The sequence below is a fragment of the Sulfidibacter corallicola genome (genome assembly GCF_017498545.1).
Classification (GTDB): domain Bacteria; phylum Acidobacteriota; class Holophagae; order Acanthopleuribacterales; family Acanthopleuribacteraceae; genus Sulfidibacter; species Sulfidibacter corallicola.
Map to the genome: position 1 here is coordinate 6,493,680 of NZ_CP071793.1, position 19,660 is coordinate 6,513,339.

Sequence of the window (19,660 nt, forward strand, 5' to 3'; positions counted from 1 at the left end):
TATCAGGTGAATCGGGTTCCGAGGCGTCAACCGTCATGCCGATGAATCTTCCTTGTGTCCTCTAGGAAATGGGATTGCTCACTCGACCAGTTCTCCTTTGCCGTCGAGATCCTGGCAAACCGATCGTGCGAATTCCCGTTCGGGATGGCCTGAGAGCCGCTGCGCGATAGCCGGTCGAGGGTAGGGGAAGGTTTCCACGGTTGCACGTTCCTTGTAGTTATCCACCGGGATAATGCGCCTATAGTATCATGAGAACAAAAGTGCCGAGGTATCGAAAAGGCATCGCGCCCCGAAAGAATGTGATTTTGACGAGGTTTTGTCCCCGATTTGGCGATGGAACGCGAAGCCGTCGCCCGTACCGTGAATTCATTCCCTATCGGGCCGCCATTGGGTCAGCAGCGCCGCGTATCCCTCTCGGTAGTTCGCGAAGCGCGGCCGGAAACCCGTGGCCCGCATGCGGTCGGTGCGCACGCGGCGATTGGCGCGTCCGGGGGCGGGGTTTTCTGACTCCGAACGGGGAGACAATCCCAGGGTTCGCATCTTCGCGCGCATCCAGTTCGCCACCTCGTCCATCGTTGCCGGCTCGCCGTCACTGCAGAGATATCGCGATGCCGGGTGGTTGACGGTCAACAGGTGGGCGAGAAAAGCGGCGCCGTCGTCCACGTGAATCCGGTTGCTGAACAGCGGCGGGTCGCTGGGGTAGGAGGCACCGCCGAACACCGCGCGAATCAAATGGTGTCGGCCCGGACCGTAGATGCCCGACAACCTCACCACCGTGCCCGGAATGCTCGCACCGGCGATCACTTCTTCGCCTTCCAGCAGGGTGCGTCCGCTGAATCCGGTGGGTTCGCAAGGGGAGTCCTCGTCCACCCAAGCGCCGCCGCTTTGGTGAAAGACACCGGTGCTCGAGGTGTAGAAAAGGTGGCGCGGTCGGTCCGACCTGTGGGCGTAGGCCGCCACCAGGCGTTGTATGCCCGTCACGTAGGCGCGCCGATAGGCTTCCGGTGTGCGTTCCCCGGCGCTGGCGGTGTAGTAGAGGACGTCGACGACGGGAAGGTCTCCCAGGTCGTCTCGAGTCAAATCTCGTCCGATCGGCCGCAGGTCGGACGGTAGGCGTTCCGCATTGCGTCGCAATCCCCAAACCTCGTGTCCCAGCGACACCAGCATCGATCCCAAACGCGTTCCCAAGTCACCGCAACCGGCGATCAATATGCGCATGCCGCACAGCCTCCCCGCATGATGTACATGTCCCGATCCGACCAGATTTCCCGATGGCGCCAAAGCGCCAAATTTGCCCTTGGCCGCAACCCAAAAAGTCATAGCATGGATTGTGTCGCAGCGAATGGAAATGTGACCTCATCGCGGCCCCGGTTCGGAAGCCGAGCCGGAAATCTCGGGCTCGGGGTTGCGGGCAAGGTTTGGGGAACCGCTCGGCCGTTTTTGTATAACTCGTTTTTAACGAGTGAGTTATCCGTGGAGGTTGGTGTATTCGATGGTTGAAGAGGTATCCGTCTCACTGTTTTGGTTTCGTCGCGATCTGCGCTTGGAAGACAACCGGGGGTTGGAGGCGGCGCTACGAGGTCCCCATCCGGTGATTCCCATCTTCATTTTCGATAGAAATATCTTGGACAAGTTGGAGGATCGCCGCGATCGCCGAGTTACTTTCATCCATCGGACCCTAAGTGGGCTCAAGGAAAAACTGCGCTCCTGGGGTTCGGACCTATGGGTGTTCGAAGGAACGCCGATCGAGGTGTTTGGGCGATTGTCGGCCGCTGCGCCCGAGCGGGTCCGCGTCCGTGCCGTGTATACCAATCGCGATTACGAACCCTATGCGGTAAGGCGCGACGCAGGGGTCGCCGAGCTGTTGACGGCTTCGGGCGCTACCTTTGAGAGCTTCAAGGATCAATGCGTTTTCGAGCGAAATCAGATCCTCAACCAATCGGGCTCGCCCTACACCGTGTTCACCCCCTACAAGCGCAAGTGGCTGGCCAGCCTGACGGAGGCCGACCTGGCCCTCTGTGCGGTGCAACCGTTGCGTCATCGATTCCACCGAGTCACCACATCGCCTCCCTTGCCGAGCCTTGCCGATTTGGGTTTCGAGGCGTCCGAATCGAGCTTCCCCGGCACGGCCCTTCACCGCGACACGTTGCGGCGGTATGGTGAGGAACGGGACTTTCCCGCGCGCGACATCACCTCCCGTCTCGGCCTGCATTTGCGGTTCGGGACGCTCAGCGTTCGCGATGTCGCCCGGCAGGCGCGGGACATCGATCCCGTGTTCCTCAGCCAAATCGTGTGGCGCGACTTCTTCATGCAGATCCTCCACCACTTCCCCCATGTGGTCAAAGGCGCCTTTCGGCGCGACTACGACCGCATCCCCTGGCGCCGGGACGAAAAGGCGTTCGCACGGTGGTGCGCCGGCAATACCGGGGTGCCCATCGTCGACGCCGGCATGCGCGAGCTCGATCGAACCGGCTACATGCACAATCGGGTGCGGATGATCGTCGCCAGTTTTCTGTGCAAGCACCTGCTGATCGATTGGCGTTGGGGTGAACGGCATTTCGCCCAGCGATTGTTGGACTACGACCTCGCCGCCAACAACGGCAATTGGCAGTGGGCTGCCGGGTGCGGCTGCGACGCGGCGCCCTATTTTCGCGTCTTCAACCCCTGGCTACAGGCCAAGAAGTTCGACCCCGACGGCACCTATGTCCGGCGCTGGGTTCCCGAACTCGGCAGCGGCGACTATCCGGCGCCCATGGTCGATCACAAGTTGGCGCGGCAACGCGCCATTTCGGTCTACAAAGCGGCACTGGACGGTTCGACTCCGGACCCGCGGGAACGGGATTCCCTTTTCGACTGACCGTTTCGCGATCCCGATGCCTCCGGCGAGAGCCGCCCGCTTCAGCGCAGGAGCTGGCCCATTCGCAGATCGGCGGGATACGGCTGCAGGTAGGTCTGGCCCTGAACCCACGGGTGCGGTAACCGCCGCAGATGGTGGTTGAGGAGCGCCAAGGGCACACTCAGCGGTGTATGCCGGCGGCGGTACTGCTCGATATGGTGAATCATTTCCCGTTTGTCTTCACCCTGCATCCGGTCCTTCAGGAACCCGAGCAGGTGATAGAGCACGTTGGCGTGCTTTCCGGTGGCCGCATGCTGTTCCAGGCAGTGCATGAACATCTCGCCGTAGGCGTCCACCCGTTTTTGCCAGTCTCCCGTGCCCGCCGCACCGACGATGCGACCCAATTCCTTGGCGACCGCCGGCTGATGCGCCGTCAACTGCATTTTGTGGCGGCGGTGGAAGACGACCAAATCCGCCGGGGTGGGGTCGTTCGCCAGAAAAAATGACCATCTTTGATAGGCATATATGCGTTCGATGAAATTTTCACGTAGGTTCGTGTCGTTTAAACGACCATCCTCTTCGATTGGAATCAGAGGGAACCGTTTTCGGAGGTTTTGGGCGAAAACCCCTTCGGAAACTCCGATGCGGTGGCCGTCTTCTCGATAGAGGGGAACCCGTTCCATGCCGCACGAAGGCGACTTCCGTTTGAGAATGAAGCCATGTGGATTTTTGTTGGACAAAAAATTCAGGAAAGTCTCGCAAAAAGCGTGAAGAACAACTGTTCGGTCAATTCCCGTGCGACTTTCTTCGAGGTGGACCTCCTTTTCGCGCTTGACAAGTCGGAGCGCTTCGCGGGGGGTGCCCAATCCGGCCCCCATTTCCGGGCAGACCGGAATCCAATTCACGTAACGAGCCATCACGCTCGTGACGAAATGGTTGTGACAATGGCCGCCGTTGAATCGAACCTTCTCGCCCAACAAACACAGAGATATACCCAAGTTGGGCTTGCCGAGGTCCAAGCCTCCGCGAAATGGGTCACCGAGACCCGATCGGGTCGTCTGGCGCGGTTGGCCGCCGGTCTCGTTTGTGGGGTTCCGGTTAGGGTTTTTCACGAAATCCTCCCGCAATCCTCGGTGCTTTGGCTCATCGGCCGACGGTCCACTTGGCTTGAAAATTGTCTAGCTTATGTTCAAACTTTTTTCAGGACTTACATCGTATACGAGTATGATAATCGAATTCTGTCATGTCAAGCTGTTGGCTGGAAAAAAACTGGATATTTGGTTGACAAATAAAAAAAACAGCTACATTTTAGGGAATATCCAAGGAGGCATCATGAGTGTCAAAGTTCCCATCCGAGCCGCTTCTCGACTTTCCGGCGTTTCCGTTGATTGCATTCGGGCTTGGGAACGCCGTTACCGCGCCCTCAACCCCGAGCGTGCCAAAGGCGGTCGCCTGTTTTCCGAAGATGACATTTACCGGCTCAAGCTGCTCAAGCGGGCGGTCGGCATGGGCCACAGCATCGGTCAGATCGCCAACTTGAATACCGGCGATCTCGAGAGCCTTCCCTACAACGCCCCCACCAGAAAGCCCCGTTCCCGTCCCGAACGCGCCCACGATTTTTCCGAAGAGACGAGCGAACTGGTCGACAAGATCAAGCACTACGACCAGGAAGGCGCCGATGAACTGCTGGGCAAAATGGTGACCCTGATGCAGCCTCGCGAGTTCATCTATACGTTCGCCATTCCGCTCATGAGAAAGATGGGCGATGCCCAACACAGCGGAGAGTGGCGTGTGGCCCAAGAGCACCTGGCGCTGGCCGCCATGCGCAACGTGTTGGGAACCCTGGTGCGCGTGATGCACAAGCCCAACAACGCACCGGCCGTGCTGTTCACCACCCTGCCCAACGAAAATCATGAATTCGGCATCCTGGTCGATGCCATGCTGGCCATTTCCTCCGGTTTGCGGGCCATCTACCTGGGCCCCGATCTTCCTGTCGACGAAATCCTGGAGGCTGCCGAAGAAACCCAGGCCGTGGCGGTCACCTTGGGTGTGCAACCCGGGCTGATGCGCCTTCACGACCGCGCCAACCTCCTGCGCCACCTGCGCAAGGGCTTGTCGGTCAAGACCGATATCCTGTTGACCGGTCTCTACCACAACGAAAGCCTGTTCACTGCATTGCGCACGATCGGCATCAACCCCATGCCTTCTTTCGAAGATTTCGAGAGCCAGCTTTCCAAATACCATCCCCAGTCCTGATTTCGACACTCCTCCATTGATCTCAAACGCCCCGACGAATCGCTTGTCCCGGGCGGACAGCGGCTTCGTTCGGGGCGTTTTTGTGTTTCGGAGGGGGTGTGCTTCGCGGCGAGGTGGGCGCCATGAAGCGCTTCCTTCATCCTGAGCACCGATTATTCGATTGTTCACCACTGATATCGCAGAGACACGGAGTGAAAGGAGTTTATCCACGGAATACCCGGATCGACACGAATCGAAGCAATTTCACGGAGTGATCTGCGCCGTATCGGCCGTCACCCAAAATCTTGGAAACCGAGATCCGAAGATGGTTTTAAAATCCGTGTCAATCTGCGTGATTCGTGGGCAGACTATTTAGCCGAAGATGAGCCGGAAAGATCGATTGCCCGACTTTTCGAAGCGACCCGCGCTTCTCGAGATCGAGTGGTAAAAGTGCGAAGCAGATATGTCGGGCCCCTCGATCCTTCCGTGATCGATTTCGATCTTTGCTCGGCCCGTCCGTAGTTTCGAAAAGTCCGGGCTCGGGGCGCGAAACAAAGAAAAATCACGGGGCTCACCTCCGGCTAGGTTCAACTTTGTTAGGGACATGTGTTTTGATGGTTACAGGGAAGTTTGAAAACCTTTACAATGTTCACCTGAAAACGAGGCAGCGTTTGACTTCATGACCGCCGGTTTGTGGAAGAACGATTTGAGGGCACCCGCATCAGGCTGCCTCGTCAGTGCGGCGGATTCGAGGGAGGGGCCCTCAAAACCTTGAGGGAGTAATTGATGAAGCTAATCAGGTTTGCTTCTTGCGCTTTGATTTTGGGGCTGTGTGGCACAGGTCTCGCCCAAAGTCAGCCAGGGAAAATCGAGTATCTAACCGGGCCCAGCGATTCGGGTCCCCGACAGGTCGTCATGGACTACATCCGCGCCAATTTGAGTTCACTTGGCTTGACCGCGGAAGATGTGGCCGATCCGATCATCGAAGAGGTGCACTCGCCACAAACGGGTTCCACCCACTTGTACTTGACCCAAACCCATCGTGGCATCGCGGTGGAAACCGCGATTCTCAACGCGACCGTGACGCGCGAGGGGCGCCTGCTCACGCTTAAAAGCCGGTTCGTGGCCGATTTGGCCGAAGCCGTGCAAACCCCCGATGATTCAGTATCCAGTGAGCTGGCCATCATCAAGTCGGCCGAGCACCTCGGTTTGGAAGCTCCCGAGGAATTGCAACTGCAGAGTTCCGAGGTTGGGCCCGCCGAGCGTCGTACCTTCAGTGGTGCGACCCTTTCTCGCAGCGACATCACCGTTCACTTGCGCTATCTGCCGACCGCGGATCGCGGCGTGCCCCTGATCTGGGTGGTCGAACTCGACGAGATCCGCAAGGACGACTGGTGGCGCCTGTACGTGAACGCGTCCAATGGTGAGGTGTTGGGCAAGTTCAACTACACCATTCACGATTCTTTTCATGCACCCTATCGCGAGCCCGGCAAGAAAATCGTGGGTTACAAGGCATCGCGAGCCACCGGGCAACACCTCGTCGAGTTGTTCGCCAAGTTCGGCGGCGTGGACGGCTCTTCCTACAACGTGCTGCCGTTGCCGGCCGAGTCTCCCAACCACGGGGATTTCACCACGATCAACGATCCCGCCCATCCCGATGCATCTCCTTTCGGTTGGCATGACACCGACGGTGTCGCCGGCGCCGAGTTCACCACGACGGAGGGCAACAACGTCCACGCCTACCAGGATCGCGACGGCAACGACACGCCGCCCACACCCAACGACGATCCGGACGGTGGTCCCAGCCTGACCTTCGACGTGACCTACCCGCTGGATTCGCCGCCGATCGACTACTTGGCGGGTGCGACCGTGAACCTGTTCTTCTGGAACAACCTGTCCCACGACATCCTGCATTTCTTCGGCTTCGACGAAGCCGGCGGCAACTTCCAGGAAACCAACTACAGCGGCCAGGGCACCGGCAGTGACTCCGTCAACGCCCAGTCCCAGTCGCGCGCCGATCTCGAACCTACCGACCAGACCCGCAACAACGCCAACTTCTCGACGCCCGCCGAGGGACTGAATCCCCGCATGCGGATGTACGAGTTCACCGGTCCCGCCGGGGTCGAAGTTCTGGCGCCGGTCGATCTGGTGGGCACCAGTGTCGCCAGTCTGGCGTCTTTCGGCGATCAGCTCGAAAACGATTTGACCGGCAACGTGGAAGTCGTCGATGACGGCGATGTGGGCGACGGAACCGGATCCACCACCGACGCCTGTCAGGCGCTCATCAACGGTGCCACCATCACCGGCAACATCGCCCTGCTCGACCGCGGCAGTTGCTCCTTCGTCGACAAGGTGCGCAACGCCCAAAACGCGGGTGCCATCGGCGTCATCATCGTCAACAACCAAGGCGACGGGCTCGTCAATCCCGGTGGCGACAACGCCGAGGACATCAACATTCCCTCCCTGTTCGTCGGTCAGACGTTCGGTACCTCCCTCAAGGAGGCGATTCTGGGTGGCGAGGACGTTCAGGTCACCTTCAAGGCCGCGCTCTTCTTCAACCGCGACAGCGACCTGGATCCCGGAATCATCGTTCACGAATACGGCCACGGTTTGTCCAACCGCCTGACCGGTGGACCTAGCCAGGTTTTCTGCCTCAACACCCAAACCACTCCCGAGCAGGCCGGTGAAGGTTGGAGTGACTTCCTCACGCTGTACTTCACCCAGCAGCCGGACTTTCCCCGTGGCCTGCCGCGCGGTATCGGCACCTACTCTTCCTTCCAGGAAGTCGACGGTCCCGGTATCCGTCCATTCCGCTACGCCAACGACATGACCGTCAACCCGGCCACCTACACCACCATTTCCGAGGTCAGCGTTCCCCACGGTGTCGGCTTCGTATTCTGTACGACCCTTTGGGACATGTACTGGAACCTGGTCGACGACTACGGCTACGACGCGGACCTTTACCAGGGCACCGGTGGCAACAACCTGGCCCTGCGCCTCGTGAATGAAGGCCTCAAGCGGCAGCCTTGCTCGCCGGGCTTCATCGATGCGCGCGACGCCATTCTGGCGGCCGACCTCGAACTGAATGCGGGCGCCAATGCCTGCGCCATCTGGCGTGCCTTCGCCCGCCGCGGCATGGGTGTCAACGCCGATCAGGGAAGTTCCGCGAGTGTAACGGACTCCGTCGAAGATTTCTCCGTACCGGCGGAGTGCAATTGCGCCGGCTCCTTCCCGACGGTCGATCCCACCAGCGAAGGCGGCAGCTTCTGCGAGGGTGAATCGGTCACGCTGTCCGTCGACGGAGGAGGATACAACCTCCAGTTCCAATGGCAGAAAGACGGCGAGAACATCGAGGGTGCGGTCCTGCCGGTTCTGCAGATCGACAGCCTGGTCAACGGTGACGCGGGTTCCTACACCTGTATCGTTTCCCACGAGTGCGAGTCGACCACCTCCGCGGCCATGGTGGTCGAAGTGGCGCCGCCGATCCAGTTGGGCAACGAAGCCTATTCGAACTGGTTGACCGAGATCTGCGCGGGCCAGGATTCCAACAACAATGGTATCTTGGATGTGATCGACTACGTCGCGTTGATCAACGCCGCTTCGCCGGCGAAAGTCGCGGCCAAGTAAACCACGCAACCATCACGCAAAACGAAAAGAGGCGATGCATATCGCCTCTTTTTTTTGCGCCAAGCCCGGAGTTCCCGGCAAGCCCGAAAGGTTCGTCGCGCCTGGTAGGTTCAGCCGCCGGCTGAACTTGTCGAAGCGATTCATCCGAGGAGTTCCCGCAGTTTTTGAGGGGCGGGCCTGCAGTAGGTTGGCCGGCCCGGCCGACTTTTCGAAGCGGCCCAGGCTTCGCAAGATCGAGTGGTAAAAGAGCGAAGCGAGGAATCTCCCTCGCGACCCCAATTCGAAGTCGCAAAGTCCAAAGTGCCTGTGACGTGTGAGGGGTATAAGGCATGTAGGTTGAGCAGCTTGCCTTACCGGCCCTGCTCCACCAATCGAAGTGCCTTGTGTAACAGCAAATGTTATGTTGAAGGGCGGAGCCCAAGCTCTCGGATTGAAGTACTTCGTCGAAGTAATCAGCTCCAAAATATCCGAATCCCAAGAGCGCCGTGCAGTAGGTTGAGCTACCGGAGATAACGACAGGTTTTCCATGGTCGAGATGTTTCGGAAGGCTACCTGGACGGCCAGCCAATTGCTGTGATACCTCTCCTCGGCTTTGGAATACTCTTTGCTCGAGCCGCTTCGAAACCATGTGCGGAGAGCGTACGCTTCGCTTTTGGAATCACACGCTCATTCCGAGAGAATTGCTTCGTTTGGTGGAGCAAGCTGCTCCACCTACAGGCCTTACGTCGCTCTCACGATGCGGGAACCTTGGACCTTGCGGCTTTCGAAGGGGGTCGTGAGGGAAAGGGGCGGCTTCGCTCTTTGGCGGAATTGATCGCTGTTGCTTGGGTTGCTTCGACGCGTCGGCCCAGCGGGCCAACCTACAGGCCTTACGTCGCTCACGCGATCCGGGGACTTTGGACCTTACGGCTTTCGATGGGGGTCGTGAGGGAAAGGGGCGGCTTCGCTCTTTGGCGGAATTGATTGCTGTTGCTTGGGTTGCTTCGACGCGTCGGCCCAGCGGGCCAACCTACAGGCCTTGCCGCCCTCTCGAGATGCGGGAACTCCCGGATCACGCTCTACGATGGGTCGACCCGATTCGGGTCGGGGATCCGTTCACCTAAGATCGGCAGTTCGTCGGAGCCAACCGGCACGAGGTTCCCGCAAGCCCCAAGTTTCGTAAAGCCTGTAGGTTGAGTAGCTTGCTCAACCAGCCAAAGCTCCTCCGACGCGATGTACCGATTCGATCGAGAGGATTTCAATCCCGGCTTTGACCTGCTCGGGAGAACGGATCGCTCCGCTCTTTGGCCCTATACATGACCGAAACGGACGTCGCTTCGATTGGTGGAGCAAGCTGCTCCACCTACAGGCACGGCGTCTCTTCTGCGCAGCCTCTGTGACTTTTTTGGTAAAAAGTTTCTCTCGGAATGCGGATATTGCGATCCGCGATTACTTCGAAAAATCTCCCACGCGTCGATATTGCCACTGCCTCCGCTTCGTGCCCTCGATCGTTTCGATCCGCGCCACCAGCGCATCCCCCTGGCGCTCGTACACGATGCGTTGCGGGTAGTCGTGGCCCGGATTTTCGAATACGGCGACCTGCTTCTCCCCGTCCAGCCGGACCAGTTTGAAGGGGGTCGGCTCGCGCCCCATGGGGCTGGCGAGGTAGTGGATGCCGTTTGCGCCGCCCTCGATGCGCAGGTACTCGAAGAAGCCTTTGGGCGGTGCGGCGCCTTCTTTGGCCGGCTTGCTGTCTCGGTGGAGGCCCAGCAGGAGTTGGCCTCCCGGTGCCGTCCACCACTCTTCCATGACGATACCGCCCGCTTCGCCGCGCCAGTGGCCCGTCAGCCAGCCGAGCCGGTCCATCGAGGGCGTGGGGTCGGTCGGGGTTTTCTCGCCCGCCACCGCGGGTGCGAGCGAGGCAAGGCAGATCAGCCAAGTGAGCAGCGCCGCGCGACACCGTGTTCTGCCGGCTCGCTTGGCGGGTACCATTGTGTGAAGTGCGTTCGCGATCTGCCGTGCCTGTCTCATGGTGTTGCCTCCTAGCGATTGCGGCGGAAGGAACCGAGCACCTTCAACAAGGTGGCGTATTCCTCCAGTTCCTTGACCGCGGCAGTGAGCTCCGGGTCTTCGATGTGACCGGCGATATCCAGGAAGAACACGTACTCCCACGCCTTCTTCTTCACGGGCCGGCTTTCGATCTTCATCAGGTTCAGGCCGTGTTTCTTGAAGGGCTCCAACATTTCGCCCAAGACACCGGGACGGTCCTTGAAGGCGAACAGCAGGGCGGTTCGGTCGTGGCCGCTGCGCTCGAGCATTTCCCGGCCGATGACCAGGAATCGCGTGTAGTTCTCGTGGTTGTCCTGAATGTTGGATTCCAGGACCCGCAATTTGTAGAGATTGGCCGCGTGGCGGCTGGCGATGGCGGCGGAATGGGGTTCGTCGGCGACGATCTGCGCCGCGCGGGCCGTGCTGGTCACCACCACCTGTTGGGCGTGCGGCAGGTGATCCTCCAGCCAGCGGCGGCATTGATCCAGCGCCTGGGGATGGCTGTAGATGCGGCGGATGTCGTTCAGCTCGCCCTCACGGACCAACAGGTCGTGGGAGATTTCCAGGTAATGTTCTTCGATGATCTTGAGGTCCGATTCCAGAAACATGTCCAGCGTGTGGGTAACCGCGCCCTCGTTGCTGTTCTCCACCGGGACGACGCCGTAGAGCGCGCGGCCCGAGGCCACTTCGTCAAACACCGCGGCGATCGACTTGCAGGCGGCGAGTTGCGCCAATTTACCGAACTTCTGGAGCGCGGCCACGTGGGTGAAGGTGGCTTTGGGGCCCAGGTAGACCACCTTCATCGGGTATTCGAGCGAGAGGGAAGCGGAAATGATCTCGCGGAACACGGTCTCGATGGCGTCGGAAGGGAAGGGGCCGGGATTCTCTTTGCGCAGCCGCTCGAAAATGGCACGCTCTCGGCTGGGCACGTAGAAAGGCTTGCGCAATACCTTTTTGAGGTGGCCGATTTCCATCGCCACTTTGGCACGCTTGTTCAACAGTTCGAGGATTTGATCGTCGAGTTGGTCGATCTCCTCGCGAAGCTTGGGAAGTTGGTCCATGTTCGCCGCCTTTTGGAATGGGGAAATAAGGGCGGCCCGTCCGGGGCTGGGGGATCGAGGACGGGCGTTCGGTGGCCGCTTCGGAGATCGTTCGCGTGGGGAAACGCGACCGCGCCCGAGCCGGTGCCGGCCGAGTCGAATCCGAAGCGTCCTGGTCATTCGGTGCCACCGCCGCGAGGCGATCATCCGTGAGGTCGTGCGGGGTGGGCCAAATTTTGATGAAGATTACAGGAGTCGACCTTGATGCTCAACTATTTTTTGGGCGACCACCGCCAGGGCGTGATGCACGTTCATGGATCGCTTGTAGCCGTGCATGGGGATATAAACCAGTTCGTCACAGCGTTCGCGGAGTGCCGCGGCGATGCCGTAGCTCTCGTTGCCCAGCAGGAGACGACAGGCCGGCGGCGGTTGCCAATCGCGGATGTCGCGGGCACGTTCGGCGCATTCGAGACCGATCACGGGGACGTCGGAGGCGGTCAAGTAGGCTGCCAGATCCGTTTCGAGCCGGCAGGGAATCCACCGTTGGGCGCCGCGTGCCGCGCGAACCAGGCGTGGATGGTCGAGGCGCAGGCCGGCCGTGGCGTGAACCAGGCCGGAGAAGCCGAAATTGTCGATCAGCCGCAGGACCGAGCCCACGTTGAAGGCACTGCGCACCTGATCCAGCACCACCTCCACCGCGAATGTGGGTTGCCAGCTCAGCGGGTGGTCTTCGGTTTCGGGTGTCGCCTCCGTTCCCGCCAGAGCCTGGTGGAACCGCAGCAGCTCGTTCAGGGCCTCGTGCGGTGCCAGCCATGGGGGGATCGCGAAGCGGTCGAGCTCGGCGGCCTCGGTCAATTCACCGTATCGCCGCCGGAACTCTGGCCCGTGGGCCTCCGGTGCGGCTTGGGCCCAAGCCACCAACTCGGCCAGCAGCGCGTGCTGGCGGCGGGCCGCCAGCCGCGACCACTTGCGAAGGCTGATCGATCTAGCAGACTTTTCCATTTTGAATCTGATCGGTGCGAAGGGGGGCGTCGCCGACCGTCAGCGCCTGATCGTCGAAGAGCACCTGATGGTCGACCACTTTGAACGGCGCACCCTTGAACACGTCGATCCCGATCTCATCGTGCTGGACTTTCTGGTCGGCGACCGAAACCAACTGACCCACCTCGAAGGGGGCCGCATCCAGCAATTCCGTTTTCTTGCGTTTCTCGGCGGCCAGCAGCATGCCCTCGGAGATCATGCCCTGAAGCTCGGCCGGTTTTAGGTTCGCCAACACAAACACCTGGCGGTCCTGGAGTTGGGCGGCTTCGTAGTGTTTCGCGAGGGCCGCCACGATCTGGCGTTGCCGTCCCTCGCCAAGGTCCACCGACAGCAGGAAGCTGCGGTTGGCGTGGGGATGGGGCTCCACCTTGTCGATGCGGCCCACCACGATCTGGAAGCGACCGAATTCCGGGCTGTTGCCGCTGAATTTGCGCGCCAGTTTTTGGGCCCGTTCCTTTTCGAGTTTGGCGTAGAGGATCTCCGGCTGCCCGATGCGGTGGCCGTCGAGCCCGCGGAACTCGGTGCCCTGGGCCCAGGCCGGGTGATCCAAGGCCATGATTTCGAAGACCCGCCGTGCCGTTCCCGGCATGTAGGGTCCGAGTGCGATGGCGATGTTGCGCACCAGGTAGGCCAGCAGCGATACGGTCATGTGGGCCTGATCGCGGTCTTCCTTGATCTTTTTGAAGGGTGCCTGGGATTGGAAGAACTTGTTGCCCATGTCGCCCAGGTTCAGGATGTGGCGCAGGCCGTCGCGCAGCCGGACCTCTTCCAGGGCCTGGGTCAGCTTTTCCCATTCGGCGCGGCACGACGCCACGAATGCCTCGTGGTCCGCGTCCAGCGGTAGGTCGCGAATCTCTCCGTCGAAGTTCTTTTTCAGGTAGACCATCGATCGGTTCACCAGATTGCCGATGTTGTCGGTGAACTCGGAATTGACGCGCTCGAAGAACTCCTCCCATTTGAAGGCCGAATCGTTGCGTTCCGGACGGATCAGCAACAGATAGAAGCGCCACAGGTCGATGGGGATACCGGTGGAAACGACGTCGGTGCCGAAGACGCCGATGTGGCGCGACTTGGAGAACTTGGTGTCCTCGTAATTGAGGTACTCGGTGCTGTTGATGTGGTGCAGCAACGACCAGTTGACGCCCGTGCCGAGCAGGCAGGCGGGGAAGATCACGGTGTGGAACGGAATGTTGTCCTTGGCCATGAACTGGTAGAGTTCCACTTCGTCGGGGTTGTGCCACCATTCTTTCCAGTCGTCGAAGTCTTTGGCGGTAATGGAGATGTAGCCGATAGGCGCGTCGTACCAAACGTAGAAGACCTTGTCTTCGAAACCGGGTTTGGGCACGGGAATGCCCCATTTCAGGTCGCGTGTGATGGGACGGGGTTGCAGCCCCTGGTCCAGCCAGGCGTTGGTGGTTTGGATCGCGTTGCGGGTCCAGCGACCTTCCTTCGAGGATTTCTCGAACCAGGCCTGCAGTCCTGGCTGTAGTTTGTCCAGCTTGAGATACAAATGGGTGGTCGGCTTGCGCACGGGCGGGTTCCCGCAGATCTTGCAACGCGGTGAGAGCAGCTTCTCCGGATCCAGCAGGCTGCCGCAGTTGTCACACTGATCGCCGCGTGCGTCTTCGTAACCGCAATTGGGACAGGTGCCTTCCACGAAGCGATCGGCCAGGAACATCGCGTCGTGCTCGCAGTAGGTGCGCTCTTCGGTTTTCTCCGTGATCAACCCGTTTCGATCCAAATCCTTGAAAATCGCTTGGGCGACTTCCGTCTGTTCCTCCGTCGAGGTGCGGCCGAAGGTGTCGAAAGAGATGTCGAAGATCCTGTAGATCTCCGTGTGGATCGCGTAATACTTGTCGCAAATCTCGCGAGGTGTGAGGCCTTCTTCGCGGGCCTTGTTCTCGGTGGCCGTGCCGTATTCGTCGGTGCCGCATACGTAGCGCGTCTCGTAACCGCGGGATCGGCAGAAGCGAGCGTATACATCGGCGGAGAGGACGCATCCGATGATGTTACCCAGGTGAGGTACGTTGTTGACGTAGGGCAGGGCCGAGGTGATCAGCTTTTTCTTCTGGGCCATGGTGACTATCCCCCGATACCGAGTCGCGGCACAAGCGGCCGCACTTTCGTTGATAGGGGCGCATTGTACCTCAATTCATCGGCCCGCCCAACGGCAAGTTCCGCCGGATGTGACTCCGATGGGCCTCCGTTCGGGATCTCCCCGCGGTTCAGTTTTTCGGCGGGGCGGACGACGCTTCGGAATCCTCCAGATGCAGGTGGTTCCGGCAGCAGCCTTCTTCCGGGTGCAGCCATTCGCTCTCCCCGTCGCGATAGAACTCTTTTTTCCAGATCGGCACGTCGCGCTTGATGCGGTCGATCACGTAGCGCAAGGCCTCGAAGCCCTCGGGACGGTGTGGTGCACTGACGGTTATATATATAGATGAGGCGCCCACGTCCATTTCACCGAAGCGGTGGACCACCTGAACGCGCCGTACGTCCGGCCACTTCTCGGCCACGCCGGCGGCGACTCGTCGCATTTCCGCCTCGGCCATGCCCTCGTAGGCCTCGTAGGCCAAGCGAACCACCGGCCGGCCGAGGTGGTGGTTGCGGACCGTTCCCGAGAAGGTGAGCACGGCGCCGCATGCGGGATGAACGGCACCGCGGTTGAGCGCCTCGATGTCGATGGGCGCGCGAATCACGGCGACCTCGCATTCGAGACCTTTCCTTTCGGTGGACGTGCCGTTGGCGCTGGTGTCGGTCGATGGGGATTGGCTCACGATCAACCTCCCGATACCGGCGGAATGAGCGCGATCTCGTCGTTGGGATCGAGTTGCGGATCTTCGAGACAGAAGGCCTGGTTGACGGCCAACCGCGTCACCGAACGCATGGCCGAAAGGGCCGGGTGGGCTTCGAAGAAGCGGCCCAGCAGTTGGCTGCCGGACAACGGTGTTTCACTCGAGCAGGTCCAAATGTCCGTCCCGGTTTTCTCGCGCAACACCGCGAACAGGTGGACGCGGTAATCGAGAGCGCGACGTACCGCGGGAGCTGAGTCCGACATGGCAAACTCCTTGGCATCCGAAACCGCGGTGGTCGCGGTCCGGGTCGATGCCCCCATTGTACCCGAAGCGTGCTAGAACGCGACGTTTGGTGTGGAATCTATGGTAACCGATTGCCATGTTTCGGGTTGTGATCTCGGCGCCGGTTTGGAAAAGGTTCGGCGTCGTTCCCGGTCCTCGGGCTCGGTCGCCGGGTCGTCGCGGAACCGGGTGGGGGAAGGGTGAAAAATGTGTGAGTGAGACGAGTTTCGGTCGTCACGACTAAGTCCCTCTGAGAGAAGGAGTTGGGGGATGTGGCTCGGGAAAGCCTGTAAGCGCTTTGCTTTGTTTTGGTTTCAGAATTTCTTTGAGCGAAACGTCCGTTTGTGGGGATTCTGTCATTGGAATGGCCCTACCCCTCCGCTATAATGGGCGCTTATTTGGTAAGCCGAAGAATCTACTCGATGGAAGAGTTTCTTCGGGCACAAGAGCGATTTGCTTATTGGTTCAAGCCTATCGCGCACCATCGCCTAAATCCCGCTTCTCAACCTCTTCTCCCACGAGGCCTTTTCGATGTTTTCCTTTCTTTCGAGAATGCAGGTCCCTCATGTTTTCGCTCTGATCCTTGGCGTGATTTTGGTTTGCTCCCTGTTTACCTATGTGATTCCTTCAGGCAGCTATGAGCGTGAGCAGGTAGAGATAAAGGGAACTACACGCAACGTCGTCGTGCCGGGTTCTTACCAAGAGATCCCCAAACACTACAGTCTGGACGGGATCTTCTTGGACAAGAAAGTCGATGGAAAGGCCCAACCGACGAGTGTTCATGGGTTTTTGAGTGCCGTTCCGCGTGGCATGGAAAAAGCCTCTGGCATCATATTCTTCATCTTCGTCATCGGTGGAGTCTTCGGCATTTTGCAACGGATCGGGGTTATCACTGCCGCCATCCAAGCCATTATCGATCGATTTGGCGAACGCGGCCCATTTTTGACCGTTTTGGTCATGGTGTTATTGTCGATTGGTGGGTCGACCATGGGCATGGGCGAAGAGTTCATTCCGCTGGTACCCATTTTTGTGTTGATTGCCGAAAAACTGGGTTACGACCGGGTTTTCGGTATGGCGGTCGTCATTCTTTCGGCTCAGGTCGGTTTTGCCGCGGCCACCACCAACCCCTTCACGGTGGTCATCGCTCAAGGGATCGCCGAAGTAAAGCTGTACAGCGGTTGGTGGTTCCGGCTCATTTTTTATGCGGTGATCATGTCGATCACGGTCATTTACCTGCTGCGCTACGGCGCACGAGTGAAACGGGACCCCCAAGCGTCGTTGGTGCACGGCATCGATGCAGAAATTGCCGAGATCCAGACTGTTGCCTTCACGGCGCGGCACAGTGTCATCATTCTCGCCTGTATCCTGCTCTTCGTTGGTATTCTGGCCGGGGTCATTCATTACCACTGGGATTTCGCTCAAATGGGTGGTGGTTTTTTCCTGATGGGTCTCGTCGCCGCGGCGGTCGCCGGACTTTCCGCCAACGAGGCCGCACGGGCCTTCGTCAAGGGCATGGAAGAGATGGTCGTCGCGGCCCTGGTCGTGGGCTTCGCACGGGGCATCGAGATCGTGCTCACCAATTCGCAGATCATGGATACCGTCATCCACTACGCCTCCAGCGGCCTCTCGGGTCTTCCCAAGTACGTGGCCGTCCAGGGCATGCTTCTGTTTCAAACGCTTCTCAATTTCCTGATTCCCTCCGGGTCCGGTCAGGCCGCGGTCACCATGCCGCTCATGGCGCCGCTGGCCGATGTGCTGGAGATCAGTCGCCAAACCGCGGTATTCGCCTTCCAGTGCGGCGACGGGTTTTCCAACCTGATCATCCCGACCTCGGGAATCTTGATGTCCATGCTCAGCCTGGCGCACATCCCGTTCGAGCGCTGGCTGCGCTTCATGATCCCGCTCTTTCTCATTTTCTTGGGTACTTCCGCCGCATTTTTGGTGCTTGCGGTGGTCATCGGCTTCAGTTGAACCTATAGAATAGAGCAAGAGCCTCCAACCAAACATCTTCAATCCGAAAAACCGAAAAACGAAAACCAATCCCCGAGCGGAACGAGTTCAGGCATCTTTGGGAGAGCGGCTCGACTCCATGCTGCAAAGATTGCCGACAAAACCCAACGAATCGTTTATGGACATCCATATATCGATCATCGATGTCCCTTCCATTTCTCACTTGGTATGAGATGTTTTTCCAAGATGTCCGATTGGACACCTTTTCATTGCATTCATTTTTTTGCTGGATATAGATCCACGTTCTCTTGATTGAGAAGTCATGGCAAATCCATTTTTAGAGACATGGTACGGAGGATATTCCATTGGTTAGCTTGCGGAGAAGAAGACGAATTCAAGCTCTCAAGCGCGTGGAGCTCTCGAATCAGACCAAGGTCAAGCCGGTCGATCCATCCGAGGAGCTCTCCGGGCAACAGCCTTCATCGGCTGTCAACGGCAAACGCGATGAGGTCACCTCGACTTCTCGTTGATCAATGGGTGTCGTGCGGCACCCCGGGTCGCCTCTCCACGGAGGGGCGGCTCTTTTGACCGCACGAAATATCGCGACGGCGCACCGCACGCCGCTCCGAATCTCGGGTTGGACCAGGGAGAAGTGCTTGCACTTCCCGGTCTTCACCCGAGACAGTGAAACCTAAAGTGTGCGATTCGGGTGGATGTTATCGTGCAAGATGTTGGAGCGAAACGGGTTGGGGCGAGCAGAGGCGTACTTGGAAAGTACGTCGAGCATCGCCACGAGACGTTGCAGCCCAACAGATTGTGCGATAGCGCTGCCAAGAATCGCTCAGTTTAGGTGAAAGAGTCTCGAGATCGGGTGTCTCGAGATTTCCAAGCACAACTCGGGTATGATGATGCCGACGCAAGGCGCCCAGGCGCTCCGTCGATCGCGATCCCGACATCGAATGAAATCTGAGGTAGGCTGTTGATCGGTTATTTCCGAGGACGGGAGTTCTCCTTTTCGCTGGAAACCACGGTGCTCGCACTTCTGGCGGCGATGCTGTGCGGGTCGATGAGTTATTGGCAGTGGACGCGCTACCACGGCAAGAAGGCCTACCTCGCCGAACTGGCCCGCCAAGAGGCTCGCGGCCCGTTGCGGCTCAGCGATGCCGACGGCGACTGGGCCTCGCTGCACCACGCCACCGTGCGCGTCAGCGGCACCTTCGACTACGAACGCGAAATGGTGCTGATCAATCGATCGCACCGCGACCAGGCCGGTGTCAAGGTCGTGACACCGCTTCAGATCCAGGAGGGCGAAACACCGGAAGGCCAAGCCTGGATCCTGGTGGATCGCGGTTTCGTTCCCTACGAGTGGTACGCCACCGATACCGAACACGCCCGCTACCGGCCGCAGGGGCGCCAGACCCTGACCGCGCTGGTTCGTCCTGCCCAGGACAAGGCCTTCTTCTTGGCGCCCTCCACCAAGGCCCCGTTGGAGGGTGAATGGAAGGAGCGCTGGCTGCGCTTGGAAGTGGACAAGATGGCCACCCAGCTTCCCTACGAGGTCCTGCCGATCTTTCTGGAGGCTTCGGAAGAGCGGGGGGAGGGCGTCTATCCCGTTCCGCTCGCACACGATGTCCTGCCGCCGTCGCGCCATTTGAACTACACCCTGCAGTGGTTGAGTTTCGGCTGTTTCGGGCTGTTTTTGGGCGTTTTGATTCAATTTCGCCGCGTGCCCGTCAGAGAAAAGGCGAGCCAGGAATCTGAAACCTTTTCATAAATAACTCTATTGAATGGGGTTAGGGCGCAAATATCGCCGCCTTGAAGGCAAAGAA

Annotated in this window: 13 protein-coding genes; 5 read left to right on the forward strand and 8 right to left on the reverse strand. The window is 59.4% G+C overall.

Annotation, left to right across the window (positions count from 1 at the left end):
- Nucleotides 1-366 precede the first annotated feature (366 nt).
- A complete protein-coding gene (locus J3U87_RS20175; protein WP_237377581.1) occupies nucleotides 367-1,218 on the reverse strand; it encodes an SDR family oxidoreductase in 852 nt (283 codons plus the stop codon).
- Between the two features lie 274 nt (nucleotides 1,219-1,492).
- Between J3U87_RS20175 and J3U87_RS20180 the strand changes: the two genes are divergently transcribed.
- The gene (locus tag J3U87_RS20180) at nucleotides 1,493-2,857 is read left to right on the forward strand and encodes a cryptochrome/photolyase family protein (protein WP_237377582.1); all 1,365 of its coding nucleotides are present in this window, start codon (nucleotides 1,493-1,495) and stop codon (nucleotides 2,855-2,857) included.
- A 41-nt stretch (nucleotides 2,858-2,898) separates the two neighbouring features.
- Here J3U87_RS20180 and J3U87_RS20185 read toward each other — a convergent pair whose 3' ends face one another.
- Entirely contained in the window at nucleotides 2,899-3,948 is a 1,050-nt protein-coding gene (locus J3U87_RS20185) for a YbgA family protein (RefSeq protein WP_237377583.1), read from the reverse strand.
- 220 nt (nucleotides 3,949-4,168) lie between these two features.
- Between J3U87_RS20185 and J3U87_RS20190 the strand changes: the two genes are divergently transcribed.
- The gene (locus J3U87_RS20190) at nucleotides 4,169-5,092 is read left to right on the forward strand and encodes a MerR family transcriptional regulator (RefSeq protein WP_237377584.1); all 924 of its coding nucleotides are present in this window, start codon (nucleotides 4,169-4,171) and stop codon (nucleotides 5,090-5,092) included.
- A 765-nt stretch (nucleotides 5,093-5,857) separates the two neighbouring features.
- Nucleotides 5,858-8,698 (forward strand): M36 family metallopeptidase, encoded by a 2,841-nt coding sequence (locus tag J3U87_RS20195; RefSeq protein WP_237377585.1) that lies wholly within the window; start codon nucleotides 5,858-5,860, stop codon nucleotides 8,696-8,698.
- A gap of 1,428 nt (nucleotides 8,699-10,126) precedes the next feature.
- On the opposite strand, the gene J3U87_RS20200 is transcribed toward J3U87_RS20195, so the two are convergent.
- The 6 genes from J3U87_RS20200 to J3U87_RS20225 all read right to left on the reverse strand — a co-directional run bounded on the left by J3U87_RS20200 (nucleotide 10,127) and on the right by J3U87_RS20225 (nucleotide 15,862).
- Nucleotides 10,127-10,708: a DUF6265 family protein gene (locus J3U87_RS20200; RefSeq protein WP_237377586.1), complete on the reverse strand. Its 582-nt coding sequence runs from the start codon at nucleotides 10,706-10,708 to the stop codon at nucleotides 10,127-10,129.
- A gap of 11 nt (nucleotides 10,709-10,719) precedes the next feature.
- Nucleotides 10,720-11,787 (reverse strand): prephenate dehydratase, encoded by a 1,068-nt coding sequence (gene pheA, locus J3U87_RS20205; RefSeq protein WP_237377587.1) that lies wholly within the window; start codon nucleotides 11,785-11,787, stop codon nucleotides 10,720-10,722.
- A gap of 225 nt (nucleotides 11,788-12,012) precedes the next feature.
- The gene (locus tag J3U87_RS20210; RefSeq protein ID WP_237377588.1) at nucleotides 12,013-12,768 is read right to left on the reverse strand and encodes a TrmH family RNA methyltransferase; all 756 of its coding nucleotides are present in this window, start codon (nucleotides 12,766-12,768) and stop codon (nucleotides 12,013-12,015) included.
- Entirely contained in the window at nucleotides 12,752-14,884 is a 2,133-nt protein-coding gene (gene metG, locus J3U87_RS20215) for a methionine--tRNA ligase (protein ID WP_237377589.1), read from the reverse strand. The genes J3U87_RS20210 and metG overlap by 17 nt, the downstream gene beginning before the upstream one ends.
- Before the next feature lie 148 nt (nucleotides 14,885-15,032).
- Nucleotides 15,033-15,581: a molybdenum cofactor biosynthesis protein MoaE gene (locus J3U87_RS20220; protein WP_237377590.1), complete on the reverse strand. Its 549-nt coding sequence runs from the start codon at nucleotides 15,579-15,581 to the stop codon at nucleotides 15,033-15,035.
- Nucleotides 15,582-15,583: 2 nt separating this feature from the next.
- Nucleotides 15,584-15,862 (reverse strand): MoaD/ThiS family protein, encoded by a 279-nt coding sequence (locus tag J3U87_RS20225; protein ID WP_237377591.1) that lies wholly within the window; start codon nucleotides 15,860-15,862, stop codon nucleotides 15,584-15,586.
- A 571-nt stretch (nucleotides 15,863-16,433) separates the two neighbouring features.
- Between J3U87_RS20225 and J3U87_RS20230 the strand changes: the two genes are divergently transcribed.
- Both J3U87_RS20230 and J3U87_RS20235 read left to right on the forward strand, forming a co-directional pair.
- Nucleotides 16,434-17,852 carry a YfcC family protein gene (locus J3U87_RS20230; RefSeq protein WP_237384519.1) on the forward strand — a complete coding sequence of 473 codons (1,419 nt, stop codon included), beginning with the start codon at nucleotides 16,434-16,436 and terminating at the stop codon, nucleotides 17,850-17,852.
- 958 nt (nucleotides 17,853-18,810) lie between these two features.
- A complete protein-coding gene (locus J3U87_RS20235) occupies nucleotides 18,811-19,605 on the forward strand; it encodes an SURF1 family protein (RefSeq protein ID WP_237377592.1) in 795 nt (264 codons plus the stop codon).
- The last annotated feature ends 55 nt before the right edge of the window (nucleotides 19,606-19,660 follow it).